The 19,331-nt window shown below is 71.9% G+C and carries 20 protein-coding genes; 7 read left to right on the top strand and 13 right to left on the bottom strand.

Annotated features, from left to right (window positions below; all coding sequences use genetic code 11):
- Positions 1-19: 19 nt before the first annotated feature.
- The gene (locus tag ABZS69_RS31525) at positions 20-433 is read left to right on the top strand and encodes a hypothetical protein (RefSeq protein ID WP_355378932.1); all 414 of its coding nucleotides are present in this window, start codon (positions 20-22) and stop codon (positions 431-433) included.
- Position 434: 1 nt separating this feature from the next.
- Here the strand turns inward: ABZS69_RS31525 and ABZS69_RS31520 are convergent, their stop codons facing one another.
- A complete protein-coding gene (locus ABZS69_RS31520) occupies positions 435-791 on the bottom strand; it encodes a hypothetical protein (protein ID WP_355378930.1) in 357 nt (118 codons plus the stop codon).
- A 74-nt stretch (positions 792-865) separates the two neighbouring features.
- On the opposite strand from ABZS69_RS31520, the gene ABZS69_RS31515 reads away from it, so the two are divergent.
- Positions 866-1,393 (top strand): DUF6886 family protein, encoded by a 528-nt coding sequence (locus ABZS69_RS31515; RefSeq protein WP_355378928.1) that lies wholly within the window; start codon positions 866-868, stop codon positions 1,391-1,393.
- On the opposite strand, the gene ABZS69_RS31510 is transcribed toward ABZS69_RS31515, so the two are convergent.
- From ABZS69_RS31510 to xylA, 7 genes are all read right to left on the bottom strand, one after another.
- Positions 1,368-2,330 (bottom strand): 2-dehydropantoate 2-reductase N-terminal domain-containing protein, encoded by a 963-nt coding sequence (locus tag ABZS69_RS31510; RefSeq protein WP_355378926.1) that lies wholly within the window; start codon positions 2,328-2,330, stop codon positions 1,368-1,370. The two genes, ABZS69_RS31515 and ABZS69_RS31510, sit on opposite strands and share 26 nt — an antisense overlap.
- Positions 2,331-2,342: 12 nt before the next feature.
- A complete protein-coding gene (locus tag ABZS69_RS31505; RefSeq protein ID WP_355378925.1) occupies positions 2,343-3,071 on the bottom strand; it encodes a glycosyltransferase family 2 protein in 729 nt (242 codons plus the stop codon).
- 62 nt (positions 3,072-3,133) lie between these two features.
- A complete protein-coding gene (locus tag ABZS69_RS31500; RefSeq protein ID WP_355378923.1) occupies positions 3,134-3,664 on the bottom strand; it encodes an AAA family ATPase in 531 nt (176 codons plus the stop codon).
- A complete protein-coding gene (lysS, locus tag ABZS69_RS31495) occupies positions 3,661-5,262 on the bottom strand; it encodes a lysine--tRNA ligase (RefSeq protein WP_355378921.1) in 1,602 nt (533 codons plus the stop codon). The genes ABZS69_RS31500 and lysS overlap by 4 nt, the downstream gene beginning before the upstream one ends.
- Before the next feature lie 113 nt (positions 5,263-5,375).
- Positions 5,376-6,476, bottom strand: coding sequence for a Gfo/Idh/MocA family oxidoreductase (locus ABZS69_RS31490; protein WP_355378919.1), 1,101 nt, complete (start codon positions 6,474-6,476; stop codon positions 5,376-5,378).
- Positions 6,473-7,216, bottom strand: coding sequence for a sugar phosphate isomerase/epimerase (locus ABZS69_RS31485; protein ID WP_355378917.1), 744 nt, complete (start codon positions 7,214-7,216; stop codon positions 6,473-6,475). Before ABZS69_RS31485 ends, ABZS69_RS31490 begins: the two co-directional genes overlap by 4 nt.
- Positions 7,213-8,364: a xylose isomerase gene (gene xylA / locus ABZS69_RS31480; RefSeq protein ID WP_355378916.1), complete on the bottom strand. Its 1,152-nt coding sequence runs from the start codon at positions 8,362-8,364 to the stop codon at positions 7,213-7,215. The genes ABZS69_RS31485 and xylA overlap by 4 nt, the downstream gene beginning before the upstream one ends.
- An 89-nt stretch (positions 8,365-8,453) precedes the next feature.
- Here xylA and ABZS69_RS31475 point away from each other — a divergent pair, with 89 nt between their 5' ends.
- Both ABZS69_RS31475 and ABZS69_RS31470 read left to right on the top strand, forming a co-directional pair.
- Positions 8,454-9,566, top strand: coding sequence for an ROK family transcriptional regulator (locus ABZS69_RS31475; RefSeq protein ID WP_355378914.1), 1,113 nt, complete (start codon positions 8,454-8,456; stop codon positions 9,564-9,566).
- 23 nt (positions 9,567-9,589) lie between these two features.
- A complete protein-coding gene (locus ABZS69_RS31470; RefSeq protein ID WP_355378912.1) occupies positions 9,590-10,027 on the top strand; it encodes a GNAT family N-acetyltransferase in 438 nt (145 codons plus the stop codon).
- A 49-nt stretch (positions 10,028-10,076) separates the two neighbouring features.
- On the opposite strand, the gene ABZS69_RS31465 is transcribed toward ABZS69_RS31470, so the two are convergent.
- Positions 10,077-10,529, bottom strand: coding sequence for a VOC family protein (locus ABZS69_RS31465; RefSeq protein ID WP_355378910.1), 453 nt, complete (start codon positions 10,527-10,529; stop codon positions 10,077-10,079).
- Positions 10,530-10,618: 89 nt separating this feature from the next.
- Positions 10,619-11,629 (bottom strand): LacI family DNA-binding transcriptional regulator, encoded by a 1,011-nt coding sequence (locus ABZS69_RS31460; protein ID WP_355379030.1) that lies wholly within the window; start codon positions 11,627-11,629, stop codon positions 10,619-10,621.
- A 231-nt stretch (positions 11,630-11,860) separates the two neighbouring features.
- On the opposite strand from ABZS69_RS31460, the gene ABZS69_RS31455 reads away from it, so the two are divergent.
- Complete coding sequence (locus ABZS69_RS31455; protein WP_355378908.1) at positions 11,861-12,529, top strand: polysaccharide lyase family 7 protein; 669 nt, start codon at positions 11,861-11,863, stop codon at positions 12,527-12,529.
- A 54-nt stretch (positions 12,530-12,583) separates the two neighbouring features.
- On the top strand, positions 12,584-13,549 hold the full coding sequence (locus ABZS69_RS31450) for a DUF2332 domain-containing protein (protein WP_355378907.1): 966 nt from the start codon (positions 12,584-12,586) through the stop codon (positions 13,547-13,549).
- An 11-nt stretch (positions 13,550-13,560) separates the two neighbouring features.
- Here the strand turns inward: ABZS69_RS31450 and ABZS69_RS31445 are convergent, their stop codons facing one another.
- Together ABZS69_RS31445 and ABZS69_RS31440 are read right to left on the bottom strand one after the other, a co-directional pair.
- Positions 13,561-15,894 carry an FtsX-like permease family protein gene (locus tag ABZS69_RS31445; protein ID WP_355379029.1) on the bottom strand — a complete coding sequence of 778 codons (2,334 nt, stop codon included), beginning with the start codon at positions 15,892-15,894 and terminating at the stop codon, positions 13,561-13,563.
- Positions 15,894-16,625 (bottom strand): ABC transporter ATP-binding protein, encoded by a 732-nt coding sequence (locus ABZS69_RS31440; protein WP_355378905.1) that lies wholly within the window; start codon positions 16,623-16,625, stop codon positions 15,894-15,896. The genes ABZS69_RS31445 and ABZS69_RS31440 overlap by 1 nt, the downstream gene beginning before the upstream one ends.
- Before the next feature lie 90 nt (positions 16,626-16,715).
- Here ABZS69_RS31440 and ABZS69_RS31435 point away from each other — a divergent pair, with 90 nt between their 5' ends.
- Positions 16,716-17,324: a response regulator transcription factor gene (locus ABZS69_RS31435; protein ID WP_355378904.1), complete on the top strand. Its 609-nt coding sequence runs from the start codon at positions 16,716-16,718 to the stop codon at positions 17,322-17,324.
- Here ABZS69_RS31435 and ABZS69_RS31430 read toward each other — a convergent pair.
- The gene (locus ABZS69_RS31430; protein WP_355378903.1) at positions 17,321-19,291 is read right to left on the bottom strand and encodes a histidine kinase; all 1,971 of its coding nucleotides are present in this window, start codon (positions 19,289-19,291) and stop codon (positions 17,321-17,323) included. The genes ABZS69_RS31435 and ABZS69_RS31430 overlap by 4 nt on opposite strands.
- Positions 19,292-19,331 lie beyond the last annotated feature (40 nt).

Genomic DNA, 19,331 nt, shown 5'->3' with positions numbered 1-19,331 from the left:
CCCCTTTGGAAGGATTTCTGTGCGTCTTCCGCGTTCTTTCTCCGGCTGGACCATCGCGGTCTTCGGATTCCTGGCCTTCGCGCTCGGCCTGCTCGGGTTGGTCTCGCCCGACTCTCTGCTGGCCATGCTGGGTTTCGAGGTGCTCGACGTGCGGCCCGCCGGTGATTACACGCTGGTCTATATGGCCGCCTCATCGATGGCGGCGGTGAACATGGGCGTCTATTACGTTTTCGCGGCTTCTGCCGACTTCACGCCGTTCTTCCGGTGGACGGTGCCGTTCAGGCTTGTCACGTTCGCGGTCTTCACCACGCTGGTGCTCACCGGGGCCGCTCCGGCCAAGTTCTTCGGCGTCGGGCTCTGGGAAGGGCTCGGCGCGCTCATCACGGGGTTCGCGCTCTGGCGCGAGGGCAAGTTGCTGCCCTCGCGCCAGTAGGTCACGGCCTGGTGTCCTCCGAGCCGCGCGCGACCAGGCGGTCGCCCGGCTCGGGGTTGTGTTCCAGACGCTTCTCCAGCTCGCGCTTCTCGTCCTCCAGCCGGGCCACCCGGCTGGAGGCCTCGGACCTGGCGCCGCGCAACCGTCGGCGGCGCCTGGCAGACCTGCGCGAGCCCGAGCCGATCAGCCAGAGACCCGCCAGCAGGACGGCCGCGGTGGCCGCCCCCACGAGGAACATCTCCACCTGATTGGGCTCGAAGGTGTACCCGAACAGGATGTACCTGGCGCTCTCCTCAGTCAGGACGAGGGCCACCGCGCCGCCGGCGAGGAGGACCAAGAGCACCCCAAGCAGAACCATCCAACTCACCCCTTGTCGTAAGAGCCCGTTTCCACTGCCCTGACGGAGGCGGGGTATGCGCCATGATTGCAATCATGAGACCTGAGCCGGGGCAGGTGCTCCACTTCTCCGAGGACCCGACGATCGAGCGGTTCGTCCCGCACGTGGCGCCGACGTCCATCATGAGCGAGCCGTACGTGTGGGCGGTCGATCACGACCGCAGCCCCGACTACTGGTTCCCGCGCGCCTGCCCGCGCGCCCTGGCCTGGGTCGGGCCGCGCACCACCGAGGAGGACGCGGCCCGGATCGTCGGCGCGGGGTGCGGCGAGCGGGTGCACGCCATCGAGTACGGCTGGCTCAAGGAGCTCAGGGAGGCCCGGCTGTACGCCTACCGGCTGCCGGCCGACGCCTTCGCGCCCATCGGCGACCCGCCGTCCGCCGTGGTCTCCACGGTCGCCGTGACGCCGCTCGGCCCGCCGGAGCGGGTGGGCGACCTGTTCGAGTTGCACGCGGAGGCGGGGATCCAGCTCAGGGTGCTGCCGAGCCTGTGGCCGTTCTGGGACGAGGTGATCGCCAGCACGCTGGAGTTCAGCGGGATCAGGCTGCGGAACGCCCGTCGATGAGGGTCAGCAGGGTCTCCAGCGGCATCGAGCCGGGCGCCTGCCTCTCCTGCGCGAACCTGTTGGCCTCGCGCCGCAGCACCTCGTTGACCGGGGTGGGCACGCCGTGCAGGCGGCCGAGCAGCACGATCTCGCCGTTGAGGTAGTCGGCCTCGATCGAGCCGGTGCTCCTGGCCAGGCTCTGCCACGACGACCCGCCGCCACGGACGATGCCCTCGATGGGCTGGATGTCCACTTGGTGGCCGCGCAGGCTCGCCTCTTCCGCGGGCGTGGAGTACGCGATCCCGGCCCGGTCGAGCACGGCTCTGGCCTCGGCCCTGGCTGATTCGACCACGTCGTCCCGGCCGGGAACATGGCCCAGGAGGGCCTCCACGGCGTTGCCCAGGTTGCTGAGCAGCTTGCCGTACTTCCAGCGCATGACGTCGGGCTGGGTCAAACCCACCAGCCCGTGCTTGCCGAGGTCGCCGGCGATCCGCTCGGCGAGGTCGTCCACACCCTGGGGATAACGTCCGACGTGGAGCAGGCCCGAGTAGGGGTGACCGTACGCGGCGACGACGCCGGGCTCCATGTGCTGGGAGGGCAGCCACACGCACATGCCATAAACACGGTCGAACCGCCGCAGGACCATGCGCTCGTTGGCCACGCCGTTCTGGGCGCAGACCACGGGCAGATCGGAGGGCCAGCCGGCGAGCGCGGCGAGGGTGTCCTGGGACTTGGTGGCCAGGATCAGCACGTCGTCTTCGCGCGCGGGCACAGGGCCGTCGGCGGCGGGGATGTCGAGGGTCTCGGTGGATCCGGGGGTGATCAGGCGCAGGCCGTCACGCTTGAGCGCCTCGTGGTGGGCGCCTCTCGCGACGAGGAGAACGTCGTGCCCGCCTTGGTGGAGGCGGGCACCGATGGTTCCGCCGACAGCTCCGGCCCCGATCACTATGTAGCGCATTGTCCAAGGATGTCACTTCGCGAGGGCGACCTGAGCCTGGGCCGTCACGGCGGACCCCCGCGTACGCTCCCGCATGATCGTCTTGAGCACGCGCCAGCCGTCGCGCACCGCGTTCAGGTTGCTCACGCCGTGGATGCGGGAGCGCTCGTGGCTGGGGACCTCGTGGATGATGAGGCCGGCCTGGGCGGCGCGGACGTTCATCAGGGTCTCGATCTCGAAGCCGTCGCAGTCGAGGTCGAGGGAGTCGAGGTGGCGGGCCCAGAAGGCGTTGTAGCCGTAGCAGAGGTCCGTGTAGTGGGTGCCGTAGAGGAGGTTCGTGATCCCGGTGAGGACCTTGTTGCCGAGCGAGCGGATCGGGCTGAGGTCGTCCGAGCCGCCACCAGGGGCGTACCTGGAGCCCTTGGCGAAGTCGGCGCCGTTGAGAAGAGTGGAGACGAAGGACTGGATCTCCCGGCCGTCGGTCGAGCCGTCGGCGTCGATCATGACGATGATGTCGCCGCGGGCGGCCTGGAAGCCCTCGATGAGCGCGTTGCCCTTGCCGCGCCGGCTCTGCACGACGACCCGGAGGTCGGGGCGCAGCCTGCGCGCGACGGCGATGGTGTCGTCGGTCGAGTTGCCGTCGACCAGGATCACCTCGTCGATCCAGTCGGGCAGCGTCGCGAAGACGTGGGGAAGGTTCTCGGCCTCGTTCATCGCGGGGACGATGACGCTGACGCTGGTGGCGAAAGGCTGCTTGTTCATGGAATCAAGGTGACTCCACACGCATGCAAGTCACTTGAAGCTGCCTTGCATTGGTCTGCTCTTTATCCGACCTGCGCCTCCGCGGCCCTCGCGATGATCGCGTCGACGGTCTCCTCGGGGGTCTGGCGCGTGGTGTCCAGCCATAGGCCAATGCGCGGGGTCTCGGCCCTCAGCGACTCGTCTAGCTGGGCAATCGTCCAGTCGGCGCCGTATCCGATCTTGGCGCGGGCGCGTTCGCGGCGATCGACTTCATCCGGATCCGGAGCCAGGACGATTACATGAAGAGGACGAGTATGAATCAATTTCGTAAACCGTTCCAAGTCCGGGCCAAGAATAACGTCCTGGACTATTGGTGTGAATCCGGCATCGAAATACAGGTCCGCGGTGTTCGCCGCTATCCGGTGACGCAGGTGGAGCTGGCGGACCGCCTCGTCGTCGAGGTCGGGGGTCATCTCGGCGCGGCCGCTCACGACCATGCGCCGGAAGGTGTCCCCGCGCACGTGGGCGGCGCGCGGCAGCCGCTCGGCCAGCGCCTGCGCCACGGTCGACTTGCCGGCGGCCGAGATGCCGGTGATCAGGACGGCGCCGTTCACGCGCCGACCAGTTTCCGCACCCGGTCGGCGCCCACGGCCAGCAGCAGCGTGGGCAGCCTGGGGCCGGTGTCGCGGCCGACCAGCAGCCGGTAGAGCAGGGCGAAGAAGGCCCGCTGCGCCGCCTTCAGCTCGGGCGTCGCCTTGGCGTCGGCCGGCAGCCCCGCCTGGAGCTTCGGCACGCCGTACACGAGCGTGGTGAGGCTCTCCAGCGACCAGTCGTCCAGGCCGTCGGACAGCAGCCGCAGCGACTCGCGCTCGGTGTGGCCGAGCGAGTCGAGCAGCTCCTCGTCCGGCTCCTCGCGCACGCGGGTGCGCTCGTCGGCGGGCACGTGGTCGTCGATCCAGCGCTGCGCCCGGTCCAGGCGGGGGCGGGCCTCGTCGAGGCTCTCGATCGCGTCGAGGTCGTGCAGGATCCGCAGCGTCTGCTCGGTGTCGCCGGTCGTGACGTCGGCGATGGAGGCCAGCGTCCGGTAGGGGATCGGGTGCGGGGTGGCGGGCAGCGGCCCCGCCGCGGTGCCCACGGCCCTCTTGTACGCGGCCAGCTCGGCGGGCTGGCCCTGGGCCTCCGCGATCTTGCGGCCCAGGGCGTCCCACTCGTCGTAGAGCCGCTGGATCTCCTGGTCGAAGGCGATCTTGAAGGACTGGGCGGGCTTGCGGCGGGCGTACAGCCAGCGCAGCACCGGCGCCTCCATGATCTCCAGAGCGTCGGCGGGGGTCGGCACGTCGCCCTTGGAGCTGCTCATCTTGGCCATGCCGGTGATGCCGACGAACGCGTACATGGGGCCGATCGGCTGCCGGCCGCCGAACACCTCGCCCACGATCTGGCCGCCGACGATCCACGCCGAGCCGGGCGAGTGGTGGTCGACCCCCGACGGCTCGAAGACCACGCCCTCGTAGGCCCAGCGCATCGGCCAGTCGACCTTCCAGACGAGCTTGCCGTGGTCGTGCTCGGCCAGGCGCACGGTCTCGCCGAAGCCGCACTCGCAGGTGTAGGCCAGCTCGGTGGTCGCGTCGTCGTACGCGGTGACCGTCGTCAGGTCGCGCTCGCACAGGTCGCAGTACGGCTTGTACGGGAAGTACTCCTCCACCTGCTTCGACCGGTAGCGCGAGAGCACGGCGTCGATCCTCGCGCGCTCGCGCACGGCCAGCAGGATCTGCTCCCGGTAGGCCCCGCGCGTGTACTGCTCGGTCTGGCTGATGCCGCGGTATTCGACGCCCAGCTCCTCCAGGGCCCGGATCATGGGCGCCTTGAAGTGCTCGGCCCAGTTGGCGTGCGAGCTCCCGGGAGGGGCGGGCACCGAGGTGAGCGGCTTACCGATGTGCTCGGCCCACGACGGGTCGACGCCCGCGGGCACCCGGCGGAAACGGTCGTAGTCGTCCCAGGACAGCAGGTGCACGCACTCGACGCCGCGCCGCCGGATCTCGTCGGCGACCAGATGGGGAGTCATGACCTCGCGCAGGTTGCCCAGGTGGATCGGGCCCGACGGGCTCAGGCCCGACGCGCAGACGATCGGTTTGCCGGGCGCGCGCCGCTCGGCCTCGGTGATGACCTCGTCCGCGAACCTGGAGACCCAGTCGGTCTCGGCACTTTCCGCCATCGCGCCATTCTTGCGCCTCGCCGTCGCCCAAGCCAACGCGTTGGCGTTCAAACCCGCCAGGTCGCCGTCCGGGGGTGGCCCACCCGGCGCCGGGGCGGCCGGGTGGGGGTCCGTCAAAGGGTGGCCGCGTGCGGGTCCCAGTCGGCGGGGAACGGGTCAGGAGCGGTCAAGGTGGAGGCGATGGGCCGGAACTCCGCGCGTTCGCCCGACTCCGTGATGGCGCACATGAGCTCCAGCACGTGGAAGGCCAGCTCCCCCGACGCCCGGTGCTCCGTGCCCGCCCGGAGCGACCTGGCCAGGTCGAGCACGCCGATGCCGCGCCCGGCCGTGGTGCCCGACACCGGCAGCTCGCGCCAGTCAGGGTCGCGCAGCCCCCGGGCCAGCAGCGGGCCCTCGAACGTGTTGGGGTCGGGGAGCGACAGCGCGCCCTCGGTGCCGATGATCTCGATCGTCCGGCGGGGGATCGGCGAGTCGAAGCTGAACGTGGCCGTCGCCGTCGCCGTCCCCGGGAAGTCGAGCAGCGCGTTGACGTGCGTCGGGACGTCCACCGGGAAGATCTTGCCCTCCTTCGGCCCCGAGCCGACCACGCGCTGCGCGTGCGCCTTGCGGGTGTCGGCCGCCACCCGCGTGACGGGCCCGAGCAGGGAGACCAGGGCGGTCAGGTAGTAGGGGCCGAGGTCGAACAGCGGGCCGCCGCCCGGCTGGTAGAAGAACTCGGGGTTGGGGTGCCAGGACTCCGGCCCCAGGTTCTGGATGGCGGCCGTGACGGCGACCGGCTCGCCGATGAGGCCGGAGCGCAGGGCGTGCACGGCCGACTGGAGCCCGGCGCCCAGGAACGTGTCGGGGGCGCCGCCGACCCGCAGGCCCAGGTTCGCGGCCTCGGCGATGACCTTGGCGGCCTCGTCCACGCTCATGGCCAGCGGCTTCTCGCCGTACACGTGCTTGCCGGCGCGCAGCGCCTCCAGCGCGACGGCCGCGTGCGCGGACGGGACGGTGAGGTTGACGACGATCTCGACCTCGGGCACCGCCAGGACGGTGGCGAGGGTCCCCGACATGGGCACCCCGTGCTCGGCGGCGACCGCGGCGGCCCGCTCGGTGTCGATGTCCGCCAGGCCCAGCACGCGGACGTCGGGGAAGGTGGTGAGGTTTCGGAGGTATTGGCCACTGATGTTCCCGGCGCCGACCAGGGCGACGCCGATGGGGCCGTTGCTCAAGAGCTCTCCAGGGTGGTGAGGTAGGCGTGGCTGTCCGCGAGAGCGGCGAAGACGTCGGTCGCGCACTCGTCGAGCTCGACGATGCGCCAGGCGTCGGGAGCGGCGTCGAGGATCTCGGGCACCGGCATGACGCCCCGGCCCACCGCGGTGTGCGGCTCGCCCTTGACCACCGGGCCGTCCTTGACGTGCAGCGCCAGGACGCGCTCGGAGAGGCGGCCGAGCAGGGCGGGCACGTCCGCGCCGCCCACCGCCGCCCAGTAGGTGTCGATCTCCAGGAACACCTCGGGAGCGAGCAGGTCGGCCAGTGCCTCAAGGGCGTGCCGGCCGTCGATCTCGGGCTCGATCTCCCACCAGTGGTTGTGGTAGCCGATCCGCATCCCGTAGCCGGCGGCCTGCTCGGCCAGGCCGTTCAGCAGGTCGGCGGTGCGCGAGAGGCCGTCGCGCGTGGTGAACTCCTCGTGTGCGATGCCGCCGGGGATGATCACCAGGTCGGTGCCGACCGTGGCGATGGCGTCGAAGACCTCCGCCGGTTCCTTGCTGAGCAGCGCGTACGCGTGCGTGCTCGACACCGTCAGCCCCAGGTCGTCCGCGACCTCGCGGAAGCCCTTGGGGTCCGTCGTGGGGTCGTAGGGCTCGACGGCCTGGTAGCCGATCTCCGCGATCCGGCTCAGCACCGTGTCGCGGTCGGCCGCCAGCGCGTCCCTGACGGTGTAGAGCTGGACACTGATCGGTTTCGTCATCCGCGTACCCCCAGGAGGTGCTCGAGTGCGAGCTGGTTGAGCCGGGTGAAGTGGAAGCCGCGAGCGGCGGCCACCTCGGGGTCGAAGTCGTCCTTGGCCAGGTCTGCCCAGGTTTCGCCCGGCGCAAGCGTGGGCTGGGCGAGCTCGTCCACGCGGGAGGCCCGCAGAGCCTCCTGCACCTCGGGGTCGGCGCGGAAGGCCCGCGACTTCTCCTTGAGGATCAGGTAGGTGCGCATGTTCGCGGCCGCCGAGTCCCACACGTCCTGGGCGTCCTCGGTGCGCAGCGGCTTGTAGTCGAAGTGGCGGGGGCCGTCGTAGCCGCCGTTCTCCAGCAGGTCGACCAGGAAGAAGGCGCTCTTGACGTCCCCGTGGCCGAAGATCAGGTCCTGGTCGTACTTGGGCCCGTGCTGGCCGTTAAGGTCGATGTGGAAGAGCTTGCCCTGCCACAGCGCCTGGGCGATGCCGTGCACGAAGTTGAGCCCGGCCATCTGCTCGTGGCCGACCTCGGGGTTGAGGCCCACCATCTCCGGGTGCTCCAGCTCGTTGATCAGCGCCAGGGCGTGGCCGATCGTGGGAAGGAGGATGTCGCCGCGGGGCTCGTTCGGCTTGGGCTCGAGGGCGAAGCGGAGGTCGTAGCCGCGCTCGCGTACGTACGAGCAGAGCGTGTCCAGGCCCTCCTTGTAGCGGTCGAGCGCGGCCTTGACGTCCTTGGCCGCGTCCGACTCGGCGCCCTCGCGGCCGCCCCAGCACACGTACGTCCTGGCGCCGAGCGAGGCGGCCAGGTCGATGTTCCTGATCACCTTGCGCAGCGCGTACCGGCGGACGTCGCGGTCGTTGCTGGTGAACGCGCCGTCCTTGAAGACGGGGTGGGTGAAGAGGTTCGTGGTGGCCATCGGCACCTTCATGCCGGTCTCGTCCAGGGCCTTCCTGAACGCGGCGATGGCCTTGTCCCGGTCGGGCTCGACGGCGAGCAGGTCGTCGTCGTGGAACGTGACGCCGTACGCGCCCAGCTCCGACAGCTTGTGGACGGTCTCCACCGGGTCGAGCGGCGCCCGCGAGGCGTCGCCGAAGGGGTCGCGCGCCTGCCAGCCGACCGTCCAGAGGCCGAAGGTGAACTGGTCGGTCGGGGTCGGGATGAAATCGGACATTTGAGGGCGCCTCTCTGTTTAGTCCATAATCTGTACATAATCCTGAGGAGGCGGGCATGGTGGCGTCAAGAGGGGTCCGGCATGATTCCATGCGTGCCCGTAACCTGGCCGTAGTCCTGGGCGCCATCCACGGATCAGGACCTCACACCCGGGCCGCGCTCGCCGAGATGACGGGGCTCACCAAGACCACCGTGTCCAGCCTGGTGTCCGACCTGATCGAGGCGGGGGTGGTGGCCGAGGGCGGGGCCGTGCGGGGCGGCGAGCGGGGGCGGCCGGGCGTGGCGGTGAGCCTGAGCGGCCACCGGGTCGCCACGCTGGGGCTGGAGATCAACATCGACTACCTGGCCGCCTGCGTCGTCGATCTCACCCGGGCCGTGCGGCTGCGCCGTACGCGGCCGGCCGACAACCGCAACTCCGACCCTTCGGACATCCTCGGGAGCCTGCGCGACCTCGTGAAGGAGACGACGGCCGAGGCCGAGCGGGAGGGGCTGCGGATCATCGGCGCGGCCCTGGCCGTGCCCGGCACGGTCGAGGGTGAGGTGCTGCGCAGCGCGCCGCATCTCGGCTGGCGGGACGTGCGCGTGCCGGACCTCGTCGATCCGCCCTTCGCCATCGACAACGAGGCGAACCTGGCGGCGCTCGGCGAGCTGTGGTTCGGCTCGCGGGAGACGGACTTCCTCTACGTGTCCGGCGAGATCGGCATCGGCGCCGGGCTCGTGGTGGGCGGCACCGTGTTCAGGGGGACGTTCGGGCTGGCGGGCGAGCTGGGCCACGTGGTCGTCGTACCCGACGGGCCCGCGTGCAGGTGCGGCGGGCGGGGCTGCCTGGAGGTCTACGCCGGCCAGGACGCCCTGCTCGGGGCGCTGCCATCGGTGTCCGAGCTGGTCACGCGGCTGGAGTCGGGGGATCGCCGGGCGCTGGAGGCGTGCGGGCGGGCCGGGCACGCGCTCGGCGTGGCGCTCACCTCGGCCGTGCACCTGCTCGACCCGGGCCGGATCGTGCTGGGCGGGATCTACGCGCCGCTCTTCCCGTGGCTCGAAGGGCCGGTGGCGGAGGGGCTCGGCACCAGGCTGGGCGCCATGCGCGGCACGCCGCCCGCCCTCGTGGTCTCGGGCATCGGCGCGGACGCCGCCGTGCTGGGCGCGGCGGGGCTGATCATCCAGCAGGTCATCGCCGAGCCTGCCCAGGTGCTCGGCCTCTAAGGGGCGATCCCTAACATATCGGCATGCTGATCGAAGAGCGGTCCGCCGCGGACGGCGAGCTGGCCGTGCTGCTCGACGCGGCGTTCGCGGAGCTGGTGGCGCGTTACGGGCCCGAGGGGCGCTCGCGGGTCAAGGAGGGCGCCCGGTTCCTGGTGGCCTCGGTGGACGGCCAGGCCGTCGGCTGCGGCGCCGTGCAGCACGTGGACGACCTCACCGGGGAGCTCAAGCGGATGTACGTGCTGCCCGAGTACCGCGGGCGCGGCATCGCCACATCGATCCTGACCGCGCTGGAGGGGCTGGCCTGGGACCTGGGCTACCGGCGGCTGCGGCTGGCGACCGGGCTGCGGCAGCCCGAGGCCATCGCGCTGTACGAGCGGTGCGCGTACCGGCCGATCGAGCCGTACGGGAAGTACGTGGACGCCCCGCTGACCCGCTGCTACGAGAAGCCGCTGGCCCGGTAGGTCGTTTTCCGATCGACGGGCGGGCCGGGACGGCCCGCCCGCTGTCGCCTCAGCCGGCGGCGGCCTCCTCCAGGCCCCGGACGTCGATCTTCCGCATGCCCAGCATGGCCTTCATGGCCCGCTGCGCCCGCTCAGGATCGGGGTCGCCGAGCAGCTCCTGGAGCCGGGTCGGGATGATCTGCCAGGACAGGCCGTACCTGTCCTTCAGCCAGCCGCACTGCGACTCCTCGCCGCCCTCGGTGAGCTTCGCCCACAGCTCGTCGACCTCCTCCTGCGAGTCGCAGTCGACATACAGCGAGACGGCCTCGTTGAACTTGAACTCCGGGCCGCCGTTCAGCGCGATGAACCGCTGCCCGGCCAGCTCGAACGTCACCACCATGGCCGTCCCGGCGGGCCCGGGCGTGACGTCGAGGACGCGAGAGTCCTTGAACAGCGAGATGTAGAACTCGGCGGCCTCCTCGGCCTGGTTGTCGAACCAGAGGAACGTGGTGATCTTCTGCATGGCGTTTCCTTCCTGAGAGGTCTTCACCAACGCGTCGAACTCCCCCCAGCCGGATCGACAAACCAGCCGCCGAGTTTTCTCTTTTTTTCTCACCCCTCGTCTGAGGGCCGGGGACCGCCTCCCGGCGGCGCGGTGCTCTCGCGGACCACCAGGCTGGTCGCCAGCTCGACCCGCGGCGTCTCCGGGTCCTGGCCGTTGATGAGCTGGATCAGCATGCGGGCGGCCATGGCCGCCATGTTCGCCAGGGGCTGGCGCACGGTGGTGAGCGTGGGGGCGATCCACTGGGCGAAGGACAGGTCGTCGAACCCGACCACGCTCAGGTCCTCCGGCACGCGCAGGCCGCGCACGCGGGCCGCCCGGTACGTCGCCAGCGCCTGAAGGTCGTTGCCCGCGAAGACGGCCGTGGGAGGGGCGGGCAGGTCCAGCAGTTCGAGGGCGTGGTGGTAGGCCGGCTCGTGACTGTAGTCGCCGTGCCGGATCAGGGCGGGGTCGACCTCGACGCCGACCTGGTCGAGCGCGGCGCGGTAGCCGTCGAGCCGGGCCCGCGAGGTCAGCCGGTGGGCGGGGCCGGTGATCATCGCGATCCGCCGGTGGCCGAGCTCGATCAGGTGCCTGGTCGCGGTGAAGCCGCCGTTCCAGCTGGTCGATCCGACCGACGGGACGTCGGGGCCCTCGTCCACCGACGGCTGCACCACCACGAACGGGATGCCCAGCCGCCGCAGCTCACGCTCCTGGTCGGCCGAGAGCTCGGAGATGACCAGGATCGCGCCGAGCGAGCCGCGCGTGGCGAGGTCGTCGAGCCACTGGCGGGCCAGGTTGCTCCGCTTGTGCACGGCCGAGACGACCAGGCCCATGCCCTCGGCCTGCACCGCCTCCTCGGCGCCGCGGATCAGCTCCACCGCCCAGGGGTTGTCGAGCTCGTTGATGACGAACTCGATCAGGCCGCCGGGGCGCTCGTAGCGGCCGGGCAGCGTGTAGCCGTGCTGGCCGAGCAGCCGCTGGACCTTGCCCCTGGTTTTCGCGGAGACATCCGACCTTCCGTGCAGCACCTTCGACACGGTCGAGACCGAGACCCCGGCCTGCGCCGCGATGTCGGCCATCGTGCTCCGCCGCTCCACCGTGATGTCGTCCACTGTTCCACATCCTCCCGCCCCCTAAGTCTGCCGTCTTGACCGAGCTCTTGACGACATCGGACGTTTCGCCTACGTTTCCGGCAGATTGATGTTTCGCAAGGTTTCGCAACTCCTGGTGCGGCTGGTCTCCTCGCGGTCGGCGGCACCCGCGGCCACGCCCACTCCGCCGTACTCCGGCTCCACATCTAGGAGGAATCCATGGATCACGCACCCAGCCGCCGCGCGGTGCTCGGCGGCACGATGGCCGGTCTCGCCGTCCCGCTCCTCGGCGGCGCACCGCCGGCCCGGGCCGCCGCCCTGGCGGGCCCCATCGGCTCCGGCTGGACGGAGATCTCCCCCAGCTACTCCGTCCACCAGCCGCCCGACAGGACCCGCCACACGTACGACGCCGCCACCGGCGAGCACCACTTCTGGGTGTACGACACCGACCCCAGCACCTTCCCCGGCCAGGACTCGGGCCCGCGCAGCGAGCTGCGCTTCCACAACGACTACACCTCGGGCGACGCGCAGTTCGAGTGCGACATGAAGATCGGGGCGGGCGCCCATCGGATGTGCGTCATGCAGGTCTTCGGCGGCGCCACGTCCGCGACGGCGTTCATGACGCTGGCCATGAACACCGACAGCATCAACTACTACGACTCCGCGACCCAGATCTACGCCCCGGTGTACGACAGGTACCTCCGGCTGAACGTCGTCCACGAGACCGGCACCGGCAAGATCCACGTCTTCGTGAACCGTCAGTACCGGATCAGCTTCAACGACCGCGGGGACGCCACCCACTACTTCAAGTGCGGCCTCTACGGCCGGGAGGGGATGTCGGCGCGCAGCGACAACTACATCAAGAACATCCACATCTATCGCAAGTGACCGGGATCGGCCCGCCCGTTCCCGGGGGCGGGCCGCCTCGTTAGAGTGCCGATCATGGAGCCGACGATCGCGGAAGAGTACCGGCGCTTCGCGTCGAGGGAGGCCCGCGGGGCCTCGCCGCTGTACGAGGAGCTCGCCTCCGGGGTGGCCGGCGATCGCGACCTGATCGCGCTGCTGTACGGCCTCCCGCCCGCCAAGCGGCAGCCCAACCTGCTCTTCGCCGCCGCCCGGTACGTCGCGGGAACTCCTGCCGACTACCAGGGGTTCCGCCGGACAGTGCTCGACCACCGGGACGCGGTCGTCGCCACGATGCTCTCCCGCCGTACCCAGACCAACGAGCCGGCCCGGTGCGCCGCCCTTTACCCGCTGCTCGCCTCGCTCCCGCAGCCGCTGGCGCTGCTGGAGGCCGGCGCGTCGGCGGGGCTGTGCCTGCTGCCCGACCGCTACGGCTACGACTACGACGGGCGCCTGGCCGGGGCCGTGGACAGCCCGCTGCGGCTGCGCTGCCGCACCGAGGGCGGGTCGCGCTTCGCCGAGCCGGGCGCGGTGAGCGTCGCGTGGCGGGCCGGCATCGACCTCAACCCCCTCGACGTCAACGACCCGGACGACGTGCGATGGCTGCGGACGCTGGTCTGGCCCGAGCAGCACGACCGCCTGCGCCGCCTGGACACCGCCATCGACCTGGCGCGCCCGGATCCGCCCCGCGTCGTGCGCGGCGACCTCAACGCGCGCCTCGCGGAGGTGGCCGCCGAGGCGCCCGCGGACGCCACGCTCGTCGTCTACCACACCGCGGTGCTCTACTACGTGCCGGACGCCGGCCGCGCCGCGTTCGTGGCGCAGGTCGGACGGCTCGGCGGCCACTGGATCTCCCAGGAGGATCCGGGCGTCCTTCCGAGCGTCGACGCCCGCCTGGGCGAGCGGCCCCCGGCGGACGTCGTCACCTACGCGCTCGCGCTCGACGGACGTCCCGTCGCGTTCTCCGCGATGCACGGCGGCTGGGTCCGCTGGCTGCCCGCCTGAGACCCGGTCCCTTACTCGCGTGCTCCGTGCGTGTCCGCCGGGCGGGAGCTCAGCGCGAACCTGCCAGGGACGGCCGTGGCCGCCAGCGCCAGGGCCGCCACGGCGGCGATCACCCCGAGGTACGTGGCCGGCGGCACGTACGGCAGCGCCGACCCCGTCATCCCCGCGCTGAAGGCGGCCAGCGTGACCAGCGAGATCGCCGTCCCGAGCGCCACCGCGACGACCGTCGCCGTCAGCGTCTCCGCGCGCAGCATCCGCGCCGCCTGCCGCCGCGTCGTGCCCACCACCCGCAGCAGGGCGAGCTCCCTGGACCTGGCCAGCGTGGACATGGCCAGGGTGTTGACCACGGCGATCGCGCAGAAGGCGATGATCAGGCCCATGGCGACGTACGTGACCGCCGCGTTGGGGTTTTCCACCTGCGCCGTCCCGGCCCCGTCGAGCACCGTCACGCCGGGCGTCCGCCGGAGCGCCTCGCGGTCCCCGCCGGAGACCAGGACGGTGCCCCGCGGGTCGTCGACGTGGCCCGCGACGAGCCCCCGGGAGAGAGTCAGGTCGCCGAAGCCGAGGCCGCGGGCGTAGATCGCCACGACCCGCACCTCGGCGGGGGTGCCATCGCCGAGCACCAGCTTGAGCCGGTCTCCCAGGCCGGCGTCCAGGCGGTCGGCGGCGGTGCGGCTGATTGCCGCCGAGGTGTCGCCGAGCCCGTCCATCGAGCCCGCCACGACGCCCAGATCCATCGTCCGGTCCAGGCCCTCGGGCGTGACGGCCTGGACCGCGTACTTCTCCAGATCGATCCTGACCGAGGTGCGCAGCACCTCCGTGACGGCCCGCACGCCGGGCACGCGGCGCGCGGCGGCGGCAGCGGAGCCGGGCCCGAGCACGTGACCGGCCCTGACACCTGCGCTCAGCTCGTTCTGCGCGGCATGCCCCATCGTGGTCTGCACGAACAGGATCGTGCACGTCATCGCCGTCATCAGGGTCAACGGCGTGATCACCGAGGCCAGCCGGCCGGTGCCGGCGCGCAGGCTCTTCCGCGCGAGGTAGCCGGCCACGCCGGGCGCGCGCAGCGGCAGCGCCGTCACCGCCCGCGCGACCAGCGGGCCGAGCAGGGCGACCGCGATCGTCCACACCAGCGCGGTCAGCATGGTGACGGGGCTGGAGGCCGCCTCGGTGTTCAGGCCGGACAGCACGATCGTCAGGGCCACGCCGCCGCCGAGGGCGAGCAGGCCCGCGACCAGCCGCACCGGCGGGATCCCGGCGGCCGGCATCGCCGTCTCTCCCAGCGCCTCGACCGGCCTGATCCGCGCGGTACGGCGGGCGGAGACGCGCGCCGCCACCCACGCGGCCACCAGCGTGGTCACGACCGCGACGATCGGGGGGAACGGGCTGACCACCAGGCGCAGGTTCGCGGGCATGGCGCCCAGATCGACGAACCTGGAACGCAGCCAGAGCCCGAGCAGGATCCCGGCCCCGGAGCCGAGCGCCCCGGCGACCGCGCCGATGAGCAGGGCCTCGCCGCCGACCATCCGCCTGACCTGCCGCGGCATGGCGCCGACGGCTCGCAGCAGGGCGATCTCGCGCCGGCGCTGCTGCATGGCCAGGGCGAACGTGCCCACCACGACGAGGATCGCCACCAGCAGCGAGGTGCCGCCGAGCGCGCCGCCCAGGCTGATCAGCTTGACCCGGGCGTTCTCCGCCCCCGGGAACTCGACCGCGCCGCGCTCGTCGCCGGTGTAGGCCACGGCGCCCTTGACGGCGATCCCGACCCCGGGCCAGACGCCGATCGCCGTCACCAGGCCGTCGCGTCCGGCCAGGCGGCGGGCCTCGGCGGTGGTGAAGAAGATCGTGTCCTGGCCGGGCAGCGCCTGCGCGGTGACCCCCACCACGCGGTGGCCGGGGACCGCCCGGCCGGCGTGGCGGGCGTCCACGACCACCTCGTCCGCGGCCCTGGGAGCGCGCCCCTCGGCCAGCGTGAACGGGGTCAGCGCGGCCGACTCCCAGCCGTGGGCGGTGAACTCGGCGTAGGGGAAGGTCACCTCGGTGACCACCTTCGTCACGCCGGGCACGCGGGCGAGGTCCCCCGCCAGGGCGGCCGGGATCCACCTGCGCTCGGACAGGAGCTTGGCCTTCTCCTTGCCGCTCTCCTTGGTCTGCCGGACGTACTGGTCGCCCGCCACGATCACGGGGGCGCCGGCGTACCGCTCGGGCGCGACCCCGCCGCGCAGGCCCGTCTCCAGCAGCATCCCGCACGCCGTCACCAGCGCCGCCGCGCACAGCAGGGCCACGAACGCGCCGGCGAATCCGGCCTTGCGGTGGCGGAGCATCCGCAACGCGAAGGAGATCATCAGTTCCACGCCCCCAGCCCGGTCATGCGCCCGGCCACCTTCTCGGCGGTGGGAGCCGTCATCGAGTCCACGATCCGGCCGTCGGCCAGGAACAGCACGGTGTCGGCGTACGAGGCCGCCACCGGGTCGTGGGTGACCATCACCACGGTCTGGCCGAGCCCGGAGACCACCTCCCGCAGCAGGGTCAGCACGTCGCGGGCGGTCATCGTGTCCAGTGCGCCGGTCGGCTCGTCGCCGAACACCACCTCCGGCCTGGTCACCAGCGCCCTGGCGATGGCCACCCGCTGCTGCTGGCCGCCCGAGAGCTCGGCCGGGCGGTGGCCGGCCCGGCCGTCGAGGCCCACCCTGCGTACGACCTCCCGCAGCCAGCCCTGGTCGATCCGGGCTCCGGCCAGCATGAGCGGCAACGTGATGTTCTCCGTCACGGTCAGCGCGGAGACCAGGTTGAAGGCCTGGAACACGAAGCCGACGCGCTGCCGCCGGAGCTCGGTCAGCGCGTTCTCGTCCATGCCCGCCAGATCGGTGCCGCCCAGGCGTACCGATCCCGAACTGGGGACGTCGAGCCCGGCCGCGCAGTGCAGGAACGTGCTCTTGCCCGAGCCCGAGGGGCCCATGACGGCGGTGAAGGTGCCGCGGGGGATGCCGATCGACACCTCGCGCAGGGCCGCCACCGCGCTCCGGCCCCTGCCGTACACCTTGCTCACCGCGTCCAACCGCACTGCTTCTGTCATGCCTCAAGCCTGCTGATCTGCGCTTTCAGCCACCAGAGAGCCGGTCACGACCCTGCCATGACCTCATCATGATCCGGACATAATGGTCAGGTGATCCGCATTCTCCTGGCCGAGGACCAGCACGTCATCAGGGAAGCGCTCGTGACCCTGATCAGCATCGAGCCCGACATCGAGGTCGTCCAGGCGGTCGAGTCCGGGGACGCGGTGGTCGCCGCCGCCCTGGTCCACCGGCCGGACGTGGCCGTTCTGGACGTCGACATGCCCGGCGCGATCGACGGCCTCGACGCCGCCGGCGAGCTGCGCGCGAAGCTGCCGGGCACCCGCACGCTCATGCTCACCGGCCACGGCAAGCCGGGCCACCTCCGGCGCGCGCTCGCCTCCCAGGTGGACGGCTTCATCCTGAAGACCGCCTCGCCGGAGGAGCTGACGGGCGCGATCAGGAAGGTCGCGCGGGGCGAACGCGTCCTCGACCCCTCGCTCGCCCTCACCGCGTGGAACCTGGCCGACAACCCGCTCACCCCGCGCGAGGCCGACGTCCTGCGGCTGGTGGCGGAGGGGGCGGAGGCGACGGAGATCGCGGGCCGGCTCTTCCTGAGCGCGGGGACCGTCCGCAACTACATCACCGCGATCGTCACCAAGCTCAACGCCCGCAACCGCACCGACGCCGTACGCATCGCCACCGAGGCGGGCTGGATCTAGACCGGGACCGTGGCCGTCAGCTCGAAGCAGCCGTCCTCCTGGGACACGGCCAGCCGCCCGTCGAGCGCCGTCAGCCGGGTGGTGAGGTTGCCGATCCCGGCCGAGCCGCGGCGGCCCTCCGTGGCGCGTGCCCCGTCGTTGCGCACGCTCAGCCGTACGACGCCGTCCCGTACGGAGGTCGCGATCGTGCACCGGCGGGCCGAGCTGTGCCGCAGGACGTTGGTGACGGCCTCCCTGAGCACGATGCCGAGCGTGGTGTCGGCCTCCCCGGCGAGGGCGTCGTGGCCCAGGTCGACCTGGACGTCGATGCCCGCGGTCGCCAGCAGCGAACGGGCCGACTCGGCCTCGCCGGCCAGGGACAGCTCCCGGTGCCCGCCCGACACCGTTCGCAGGTCCTCCGTCGCCTGTTCGGTCATCGACAGGACGTCGTCGAGCTCCTTCCGCGCCCGTTCGGGGTCGAGGCGGCGGGCCAGCTCGCACTTGAGCAGGATCGCGGCCAGGGTGTGTCCGAGGAGGTCGTGCAGGTCGCGGGCGGCCCGCAGCCGTTCCTCGACGACGGCCGCGCGGGCGGGGCCGTCCCTCGACTCGTGCAGCTCCCTGGCCAGCTGGGCGAGCTTGAACAGGCCGTACACGACCAGGCCGGTGACGACCGTGCTGATCGCGTAGTTCACGGTCGGCGGGATCGGCAGGCCGAGGAGCACGGCGGCGGCGGCGACCACCGCGACGACGGCCGCCACCAGCGGCAGCGCCACCGCCCACGGGAAGGCCAGCAGGATCGGCCCCGCCAGGAATCCCGCCACTCCCAGCCAGGACTGCCCGAACAGCGGGATCGGCGCGAACGTCAGCACCGCCATGATCGACAGCGCCACCGGGTGCCGCCCCTCGACCGAGCGGAGCTGCATGAAGACGATGACGGCCAGCGGGGCCGCCGGCCAGAGCGAGCCGGCCACCAGCAGCGCCTTGGCCGAGAAACCCACGAGGACGGCCGCCAGCAGCGCCGTCGGCAGCACGTTGCCGCCCCAGGAGGTGTCGTGGGCGGGCTCGGTGACCGTGGTGGGCAGCCTCGCCTCCACGGTCACCATCGCGTCGTCGGTGAGCCCGACCGTGAGCGTGCCGCCTGCCGTCTCGACCTGGGCCGGCAGGTCGCCGAGGCTCTCGTCGCCGGCCGTGCGCGCGCCGTCGTGGGAGACGCGCAGCCGTACCGTGCCCGCCTCCGTGACGGTCTCGACGCGGCAGGTGGTGGCCGTGCGCCGCCGTACGATCTCCGTCACGGCCTCCCGGAGCACCGCCGCCAGGAGCGCTCCCGCGGGGCCCAGCGGCTCGGCGTGCCCCACGCGTACGTCCACGGTGACGCCGGCGGCGGTCAGCATGGCCTTGGCGGTGGACATCTCGGGAGCCAGGGACATCGCCCGGTAGCTCGCCGCCGCGGCCCTGGCGTCGGCCAGCGAGCGGCGGGCGGTCTCCACGTCGGGGGTGCCGCTCCGGGCGCCGTCGGCGATCGTGGCCAGCGCCCTGCCCAGGCCCGCGCTCAGCTCGGCGGCGATGCGCAGCCGCTCCTCGGCCGCCGCCGTCACCGCCAGCGCGAGCCTGGCCGCGTTCACCTCGTCGATCCGGTCGATCATCCTGGTCAGGCCGTAGACGATCAGGGAGATCAGCACCATGCTGATCACCGGGTCGATCGGGCCGAGCAGCGCGGCGCTCGCCGCCACCGCCAGGGCGAGCGGCCACAGCCGGGTCAGCAGCAACGACCCGCCGACGAAGCCGAGCACGCCGACGGAGGAGCCGGACAGCAGGACCGACCCGTACGCCAGAGCGGCCTGCAGGAGGATCAGCCACCACGACCGCCACCGGACGAAGGCGACCTGCGCGGCGAACACGCCCAGTGCCAGGGGCGATCCCGCCGCCACATAGACGCTCGCGAAGCCCGCGAACACCACGCCAACGATCAGCTTCCCCCGCGTGTGCACCCGTGCAGCCTAGGAGACGCCCCTTCGCCGCCGGGAGCCG

This window comes from Nonomuraea sp. NPDC005650, from assembly GCF_040605375.1.
In the GTDB taxonomy this organism is placed as follows: domain Bacteria; phylum Actinomycetota; class Actinomycetes; order Streptosporangiales; family Streptosporangiaceae; genus Nonomuraea.
The sequence above is the reverse complement of the archived record's forward strand: the minus strand, read 5'-3'. Positions and strand labels throughout refer to the sequence as shown.